Source organism: Streptomyces sp. ISL-66 (genome assembly GCF_018614135.1).
Classification (GTDB): domain Bacteria; phylum Actinomycetota; class Actinomycetes; order Streptomycetales; family Streptomycetaceae; genus Streptomyces.
Genome location: NZ_JAGGOW010000064.1, coordinates 1 through 8,033 on the forward strand (window position 1 = coordinate 1; position 8,033 = coordinate 8,033).

Genomic DNA, 8,033 nt, shown 5'->3' on the forward strand with positions numbered 1-8,033 from the left:
GGCCGCGCCCGCGGCCGTGGCGTCCTTGCGCCCCAGCCGGCGTCCCGCGACCGTGTGCCGGCCCGCGACCTCCTGGAGGAGCTCCGCGAGCACCTCCTCGTTGGTCCAGCGCGGCCGCCAGCCCGCCGCGTGCAGCCCGCTGACACTGACCACCCACGGGTGCATCGTGTACGCCAGGTCCCCGGCCGGGGACGGGGTCAGGCCGATCCGGTGCAGTCGGGCCGCCGCGCCCAGGGCCACCGCCGACGGGAGCTCCATGCGGCGGATGCCGCTGAGCTCCTCGACCTCCTCCTGCTCCAGCCAGCCCTCGCAGCCGACCGCCAGCTCGCCCTCGACCTTCTCCAGCGCCGCGTACTCCAGCGCGCTGACGAGGTCCTCCACGTGGCAGAACTGCCAGGTCGGGCGGGATCCGGCGACGACGAGCAGCCGGGGCGACTCGAAGTAGCGGGTCAGCGCGGTGTCGGTGCCGCCGACCAGCACGGCCGGGCGGATCACCGTGACGTTCAGGCCGGGGTGCGCGCGCGGCGCCCGGCGGCCCAGCCGCTCGATCTCCAGCAGGTCGCCGACGCCGGTCGCCTCGGCGGTCGCCCGCAGCTCGGCGTCCTCGGAGAGCGGGATGTCGTTGTCCGGCAGGGCCCCGTAGACCATCGCCGAGGTGCAGAGCACGACCCGGTGCACTCCGGCCGCGGCGGCGGCGGTGAGCACGGTCTGGGTGCCGCGCACGTTGTACGCCGTGCGGGCCGCCGGGTCGGTCTCCAGGTTCAGGTCCAGGGCCAGGTGCACCACGACGTCCGCGCCGCGCAGCTTCTCGGCGATCGCCGGGTCCCGCACGTCCAGGAGGTGCCATTGCGCGGCCGCGCAGTCCCCGCGCCGCTCGTCGATCGCGACGACCTGCTTGACCTCGTCGGACTCGGCCAGCCTGGTGACCAGGGCGGCGCCGACCCCGGACGCGGCGCCGGTCACGGCGATCACGGGACCTCGCCGCTGGGAGCCGGCCGGGTTACGCGGCTGGCGAACGCCCTCGGCGCCGTCGCCCTGCTCAGGGCGGTTTTCCGAGCTGTGCTTGTCCGAAGCGTGCGGATCCGGGGAACTCACCAGGCGTCTCCAGCGGTTGTCTTCAGTAGGGACGCGCCGTGACGCGTACCTACCAGGTGATGTCCATCCTGCCGCAGCCCAGGACCCGGCGGAGCACCGAGCCCGGATGCGGCTCTGGTGTCTACGCTGGGTGGAGCTGTCGAACCGTTGCCCGCCGGCACCCGCCGGCGGCCCTACGAGCCGAGGAAACCCCGTGAGCGACACCCCATTCGGATTCGGCCTTCCGCCGGAGGAGCCGGAGGACGGCGACGAGGGCAAGAAGAAGGGCGGCGAGGGCGGTCAGAGCGGCCCGAATCCGTTCGGGTTCGGCGCGGGCATGCCCGGGGGGCTGCCCGGAGGCGCCGGTGGCATGGGCGGAGCCGACAATCCGTTCGCCGCGATGTTCGGCTCGATGAACCCGAACGACCTCGGCGCCGCGTTCCAGCAGCTCGGCCAGATGCTGAGCTACGAGGGCGGGCCGGTCAACTGGGACATGGCCAAGGACATCGCCCGCCAGACCGTGGCCCAGGGCACCTCGGACGGGGTGAAGGACGCCAGCGTCGGCGTCGCGGAGAAGTCCGCGGTCGAGGAGGCCGTGCGCCTGGCCGACCACTGGCTCGACGGAGTGACCTCGCTGCCGTCCGGCGCCGCGACGGCCGTCGCCTGGAGCCGCGCCGAGTGGGTCGAAGCCACCCTCCCGGTGTGGAAGGAGCTCGTGGACCCGGTCGCCGAGCGCGTCGGCGCGGCCATGGGCGGCGTACTGCCCGAGGAGATGCAGGCCATGGCGGGCCCGCTGCTCGGCATGATGCGCTCCATGGGCGGGGCCATGTTCGGCCAGCAGATCGGCCAGGCCGTGGGCACCCTCGCGGGCGAGGTCGTCGGCTCGACCGACATCGGGCTGCCGTTGGGTCCGGCCGGCAAGGCCGCGCTGCTGCCGCTGAACATCGAGGGCTTCGGCAAGGACCTGGGCGTCTCGTCGGACGAGGTCCGGCTGTACCTGGCGCTGCGCGAGGCCGCCCACGCGCGCCTCTTCGCGCACGTGCCGTGGCTGCGCTCGCACCTCTTCGGCGCGGTCGAGGGCTACGCCCGGGGCATCAAGGTCGATACCTCGAAGCTGGAGGACGTGGTCGGCCAGCTCGACCCGTCGAACCCGGAGCAGCTGCAGGAAGCCCTCCAGGGCGGCATGTTCCAGCCGCAGGACACGCCCGAGCAGAAGGCCGCGCTGGCCCGCCTGGAGACGGCGCTCGCGCTGGTCGAGGGCTGGGTCGACGCCGTCGTGCACGAGGCGGCCAAGCCCCGGCTGACCTCGGCGGACGCCATGCGCGAGACCATGCGCCGGCGGCGCGCCTCGGGCGGTCCGGCGGAGCAGACCTTCGCGACGCTGATCGGGCTGGAGTTGCGGCCTCGCCGGCTGCGCGACGCCGCCCGGTTGTGGGCCTCGCTCACGGACGCGCGCGGTGTGGACGGGCGCGACGGACTGTGGGAGCACCCGGACATGCTGCCGACGGCCTCCGACCTGGACGACCCGGACGGCTTCGTGCACCGCGAGCAGCTGGACTTCTCCGAGATCGACAAGATGCTCGGCGAGGCCGCCGCCCGGAAGCCGGAACAGGACGGCCGCGAAGAGGACCGCCGCGAGCAGGACGGCGACGACGAGAAGTGAGCCTGCACGACGACGCGGAATCGGTCCTGAAGTCCTACGAGGACCAGCCCGAGCTGCGGGACCTGTACCTGGAGCACCTGGCCGCCCATCCGGACGGCGTCTACAAGCCCTGTCAGGCGGGACACATCACCGGAAGCGCGCTGGTGATCGATCCGGCGCGCGGCCGCGTCCTGCTGACCCTGCACAAGAAGCTCGGCCTGTGGCTCCAGATGGGCGGGCACTGCGAGCCCGGTGACACGACGCTCGCCGGGGCCGCCCTGCGCGAGGCCGTCGAGGAGTCGGGCATCGCCGACGGGCTGACGCTGCTGCCCGGCGGTCCGGTGCGGCTCGACCGGCACCCGATCCCCGCTCCGTGCAACTGGCACCTGGACGTGCAGTACGCGGCGCTGGCGCCGACCGGGGCGGTCGAAGCGATCAGCGAGGAGTCGCTGGACCTGCGCTGGTTCCCGTACGGAGAGGTGGCCGCGGTGGCCGACACCTCGGTGGTGCGGCTCATGGAGGCGTCCCTGGCGCGGTTCTGACCGCGTGGAAACGAGTGGGGGCGGCCCGCGTCACAGACGCGGCCCGCCCCCACCTCCAGGGGTATCGGGATCAGGGGGTCTTCGGGGGCAGCGCGTAGCCGCCGGGACCGCCGTAGACCGTGTCGAAGACGGCCCGCTCACCGGTGCTGTCGGAGACACCGGACTCGCGGATGAGGGTGTCCTCGGCGATGGGACGGGTCAGCAGGGTGGTGGAGCCGCCGCCGTCGAGGTTGATGGCGTCCATGGCTCCGAGGGACTGCAGCGCCTGGGTCACCTCGGTGAAGAACGCGCCGTCCACCTTGTCGGCGGGGTCACTGGGCGCGAGCGGCCCGGTGACCGTGAGCAGCAGGGTCCGCCCCTGCTGGTCGACGCCCACCGCAGTGCGGGAGGAACGGCAGATCTGGGTGACACCCTCGGTGGGGGTCGCGGGGTCGAGACGCGAGCAACCGTCGGGAGCCTTCTTGTCCACGCCGTCCTTCATGAGGATGGCGCCGCCCGCGATGACGTCGACGGACTCGTCGAGCGGGATCGCCTGATCGAGGTCGACGTCCTTGAGGGTCTGGGCGATGTCCAGGGTGGCGCCGGCCGCGGCCATGGACTTCAGCCAGGTCACCTCGGCGGTGCCGATCGCCTGGAGGTTGCGGTAGCCCTTGCGGACCGTCCGGTTGCCGCGGACATCCCACTTGTTGGTGATCTTCCCGGTCGCGTCCACCTCGACCTCGTAGCCGTCCTGGTCGTCGGCCGTGACGACGTTGGTGCCGGTGACGGCACTGTCGGGGTCGTCGGAGTCGTTGGTGTTGGTGCCCTTCGGCGGCGTGGGGATTCCGTAGCTGTCGTTGAACAGCACGAACTCCGTGGCATCGGGCCACACGGCGACCGGCTTGCCGTGCACGTCGGTGTACTTCACCGCCTTGCGGACCCCGTCCTTGAGCACGCCGTCCTCGGCCTCGCGCTGGCAGGCCATGGGCGTGCCGGGTACGCGGTTGACGTCGTCGAGGGTGAAGGACGTCCCCGGCGTGCCCTTCTGCGCCACGGTCATGACGGTGGACACGTTGGCGATGCGGGGAACGCCGTACTGGAGGATCAGGGACGACCGCTTCGCCGTATCGATGCAGGCGGCCCCCATCAGCTCACCGTCGCGGACGGTCGCACCGAAGCTCTGGGCGGACTCGAGGTTCCTGTCCTGGGTGCGTCCCTCCAGCATGAAGTAGCTGCCGTTGATCGCGGCGAAGGGCTTGCGCTCCTGCGTGATGAGCTGGTCGCGGACGGTCTCGGCGGTGCCCGCCTTACCGGTGGTGCTCTCGATCCGCAGCGACGCCACGGCCGGGTCGATCCGGATGACGGTCAGCTCGCGCGGAGCCTTCCGGGGCTTCTTCGGGTCCATGGTGCGGCTGTCGTCGCGAAGGTGCATGCGCTCGACGCCGGGGGCGATCTGCCCGCCCGCCACCCAGCCGGGGAGCGCCGGAGTGTCCACGGGTGCCGCGTTCGTCGCGCCGGGAACGGCGAGGAGCAGGGCCACGGTCAGCGCCGCGGCGGCCGCCGTGCCGGCCTTGGGAAGGCGAGGGGTTCGGATGCCGGAGGTCTTCATCAGACGGCACAGCCTTCCAGCGTGTCGGCGAACTTGTGCGAGTCGAAGCTCAGGTCGAAGTCGCGGGAGAGGGTGGTGCTGTCGCCCGAGATCACGCCGAAGGACGAGGCCTTCCCGTCGTACATGGTGTCCCAGACGCCCTTGAAGTCCGGGTCCTTGTAGAAGCAGGCGGTCGTGGCCGTGCGGTTGCGGACGGAGCGGATCTTGTCGCTCCAGGACGCGGTGTAGCTGGTGCGGAGCGTGTTGGTGGAGAACATCGGGCCGCGGCCGGAGGGCTCCTGGAAGAAGCAGAGCATGTCCACGGGGCAGCGCTCGTAGCCGGTGAAGCACATGCCCTGGGACGGCGCGAACTTGTGGCCGCTCACCTTGCCCTTGAGGTCCACCAGATTGCGCTGGCTCTTCGGAGCGACGGCTTCGACGGCGCCGCCGAGACGGTCGTCCGCGTAGAAGCAGACCCACTGGTTGGTGCGGTTCGACACCGACACGGTCTTGTCGTCCCAGTGCTTGCGGGTCGAGTAGGAGGCCGCGTACCACTCGGCGTTCGGGTCGGTGGTGGTGAACTTCTCGACCGGCAGGCCGGTCGCGCTGCCGCCGTCGGCAGCGCTGTAGAGGCAGAGCCCCTCGGTGCAGTCGTCATAGCCTGCCGCGTTTGCAGGAATTGCGAAAAGCAAGGAACCGAGGACTGCCAGGACTCCCGTAACCAGGGAGCCTCGCAACACATTGATCTTCATGGTGCCACATTCTGGCAAAGACTTCACAGGTCACGACACCGGGCCCAGCCTCCTACCCCGGAATGATCCGAAACAAGGGATCTAGGCCCGATGTCGCACCTAAGGCCAATTGCCTGCATTTATTCGCAATGGCAATTGTCTTTACATGCCTAGTTCCAGGCGTTGTTCTGGTTCTGGGCGTGGGCGCCGTGCTGGCCCATGCCCAACTGCGCGGCCGCGCCCTGTCCGATCTGGGCGTTCTGCGGCGGGAGCACCTCGCTGGGCTGGACCAGCGCGAAGCCAGTACCGAGGAAGCTGAGCTCCCAGCCCTCGCCGGTGTTCCCGCGCCGCCGCCACACGCTGGTGGAGTGCGTCTGGGCCTGCATCTGCACGCGCAGCGAGGTGGACCAGGCGACGATGGCGTCCGCGTCGGCGTTGACGTACTTGTCGGGCGTGACCTGCATCATCAGCGGCTGCCCGGAGGTCATCAGCGCGACCTTGCCGCGGCCGGTGATGTTGAGCTGGTACTTGCCGGAGCCGGAGATCCCGTACTGGCTGTCCACCGCGATGACTTCGGTGTGCAGGGTCGAGTCGAGCGCCAGCACGTAGCTGCTGTCGACGGTGAGGCCTTCCTGGTCGACGTCCAGGACGTGGACGTACTGCGCCAGGTTGGCCAGGTAGACCGTGCCCTGGCCCGAGCAGCGCATCAGGTCCAGGCCCTCGCCGGTGCGGCTGCGGGCGTTTCGCTGACCGGTGCTCTGGTACTCGCCGTCGAAGTCGATGATGCCCTGGTAGGCGACCATGGCGCCCTTGCGCGCGAGCACGTCGTCGGAGCCGCTCAGCGAGACCCGCAGCAGCTGCGGGTTCTGGACGGCGTACCGCTCCTGGGACTGCGCCTCGGCGTGGGCGAAAAGTGAGCTCTGCATGATGTGCCTTCTCCCCCTCAGCCCCGGGCTCGGAGCCGGTCGGTGCTGTCCTCGCTGGGCTGGACGACGACGATGCCCTGGCCGGAGAAGGCCATCTGGTAGGCCTCCCCGCTACCCCGGCCGATCATCGACGAGGCCTTGAAACTGCGCTTCCCCTTGACCTTGAGGTTCGGGGACCACGCCACGAGCGCGTCGGGGTCGACGTACGTCTCGTCCTCGCCCCGGCCGCAGTCGACCACGATCGGGGTGCCCCGGGAGGTGATCGCCACCCAGCCGGTGCCGGCGACCGACACGTTGAAGAGGCCCTGGCCGGCGAACTTGGCCATGCCCTTGACCCGCTCGACGCCCCACTGGAGGTGCGCGTCGAAGGCGAGCAGGTTGGTGCCGTTGACGGAGAGGGAGTCGTTGTTGAGGTTGATGACGACGACGTCCGCGCCGTAGTCGGCGAGGTAGAGCAGGCCGTCGCCCGTGCACTTCATCAGGGGGGCGCCCTCGCCGGTGAGCCACTGCGAGGCCATCTGGCGGACGGCCGGCGGGTTGGGCTCGTACTGCACGAAGCCCTCGTAGGCGACCATCGATCCGGTGCGCGCGAAGAGGTCCTGGCCGCTCTGCATGGCGACCTTGAGCATGGCCCGGCCGTGGTTTTCCATGCGGGCCGTGACGGGGGTCGGGGCGTAGCCCGCGAGCTGCTGGTTCATAGCGTTCATGGCATTCATGTGGGGCTCCCTCAGACCTCGTACGGCTGGACGACGATGAAGTTGCCGGGAGCGGCGCGGAACTGGAGGTTCACGGTCTCCCCGCTGTGGCCGGGGTAGGCGTTGCGCCGCAGCCGGACCTGGCTGGAGATGATCACCTGGGCGGCGGAGGACCACGCGACGATGGCGTTGCTGTCCGCGAAGGTGGTCGGAGTGACGGGCAGGACGACGGGCACGCCGTGGGTTTTGATGATCACCGTGCCGGTGCCCTGGAACTGCATGGTGAACAGCGCGCCGCCCGGGATGCCGTGGCCCTCGATGCGGCGCACCTCGTGCTGGAGCGACTCGTCGAAGGCGAGGACGCTCTCGGCGGAGACGCAGATGCCGTCGCCCTGGAGCTCGATGGCGTGCAGGTGGGCGCCGTCTTCCGCGAGGAAGACCTGGCCGCGGCCGGTGCAGCGCATCAGCTGCATCTCCTGGCCGGTGGCATTGCCGACGATGCGGCCGGCGAAGCCCGCGCCCTTGTAGCTGAAGTCGACCTTGCCCTGGTAGAGCACCATGCTGCCCTGGCGCGCGAGGACGGCCTGGCCGCCCATCGACAGGTCGACGCGCATGAGCTGCTGGTTCTGCGGGGTCCAGCGGGCACCCGTGGGGGCTTCCTTGTACGGCTGGAGGGCGGCGGCGAGTCCGGCGCCGACGGCGGGCGCCGCCTGCCCGGGCTGGCCGTAGCCGGCGGGCTGCTGGCCGTACGGGGGCGGCTGCTGGCCGGGGAACTGGCCGGGCGCCTGGGGGGCCTGGCCGGGAACCTGCCCGTACGAGGGCTGCGGCTGCTGTCCGTACGGCGCGGGGGCCGGGG

8 protein-coding genes are annotated in these 8,033 nt (G+C 70.8%); 2 read left to right on the forward strand and 6 right to left on the reverse strand.

The genetic code is table 11. The features are described 5' to 3' along the window. Positions 1–1,095: SDR family oxidoreductase (locus J7E97_RS13245; protein WP_215026285.1), on the reverse strand; the 1,095-nt coding region annotated here is incomplete at its 3' end. A gap of 193 nt (positions 1,096–1,288) precedes the next feature. Here J7E97_RS13245 and J7E97_RS13250 point away from each other — a divergent pair. Next, complete coding sequence (locus tag J7E97_RS13250; RefSeq protein ID WP_215026290.1) at positions 1,289–2,737, forward strand: zinc-dependent metalloprotease; 1,449 nt, start codon at positions 1,289–1,291, stop codon at positions 2,735–2,737. Then, positions 2,734–3,258: an NUDIX hydrolase gene (locus J7E97_RS13255; protein WP_215026292.1), complete on the forward strand. Its 525-nt coding sequence runs from the start codon at positions 2,734–2,736 to the stop codon at positions 3,256–3,258. The genes J7E97_RS13250 and J7E97_RS13255 overlap by 4 nt, the downstream gene beginning before the upstream one ends. A 70-nt stretch (positions 3,259–3,328) precedes the next feature. On the opposite strand, the gene J7E97_RS13260 is transcribed toward J7E97_RS13255, so the two are convergent. The 5 genes from J7E97_RS13260 to J7E97_RS13280 form a co-directional block, all read right to left on the reverse strand. Next, positions 3,329–4,846 carry a phosphodiester glycosidase family protein gene (locus J7E97_RS13260; RefSeq protein ID WP_215026295.1) on the reverse strand — a complete coding sequence of 506 codons (1,518 nt, stop codon included), beginning with the start codon at positions 4,844–4,846 and terminating at the stop codon, positions 3,329–3,331. Next, positions 4,846–5,577 carry a peptidase inhibitor family I36 protein gene (locus tag J7E97_RS13265; protein WP_215026298.1) on the reverse strand — a complete coding sequence of 244 codons (732 nt, stop codon included), beginning with the start codon at positions 5,575–5,577 and terminating at the stop codon, positions 4,846–4,848. Before J7E97_RS13265 ends, J7E97_RS13260 begins: the two co-directional genes overlap by 1 nt. A gap of 149 nt (positions 5,578–5,726) precedes the next feature. Continuing rightward, positions 5,727–6,482: an AIM24 family protein gene (locus J7E97_RS13270; protein ID WP_215026301.1), complete on the reverse strand. Its 756-nt coding sequence runs from the start codon at positions 6,480–6,482 to the stop codon at positions 5,727–5,729. Between the two features lie 17 nt (positions 6,483–6,499). Next, entirely contained in the window at positions 6,500–7,180 is a 681-nt protein-coding gene (locus J7E97_RS13275) for an AIM24 family protein (RefSeq protein WP_215026307.1), read from the reverse strand. Positions 7,181–7,209: 29 nt separating this feature from the next. Further along, positions 7,210–8,033, reverse strand: an 824-nt coding sequence (locus J7E97_RS13280) for an AIM24 family protein (RefSeq protein WP_215026304.1), incomplete at its 5' end; no start/stop codon positions are given.

What these genes read in the sequence shown, in the direction of transcription:
- J7E97_RS13260 (WP_215026295.1), bottom strand. Translation starts at nt 4,846, where the DNA reads ATGAAGACCTCCGGCATCCGAACCCCTCGCCTTCCCAAGGCCGGCACG.
- J7E97_RS13265 (WP_215026298.1), bottom strand. Translation starts at nt 5,577, where the DNA reads ATGAAGATCAATGTGTTGCGAGGCTCCCTGGTTACGGGAGTCCTGGCA.
- J7E97_RS13270 (WP_215026301.1), bottom strand. Translation starts at nt 6,482, where the DNA reads ATGCAGAGCTCACTTTTCGCCCACGCCGAGGCGCAGTCCCAGGAGCGG.
- J7E97_RS13275 (WP_215026307.1), bottom strand. Translation starts at nt 7,180, where the DNA reads ATGAACCAGCAGCTCGCGGGCTACGCCCCGACCCCCGTCACGGCCCGC.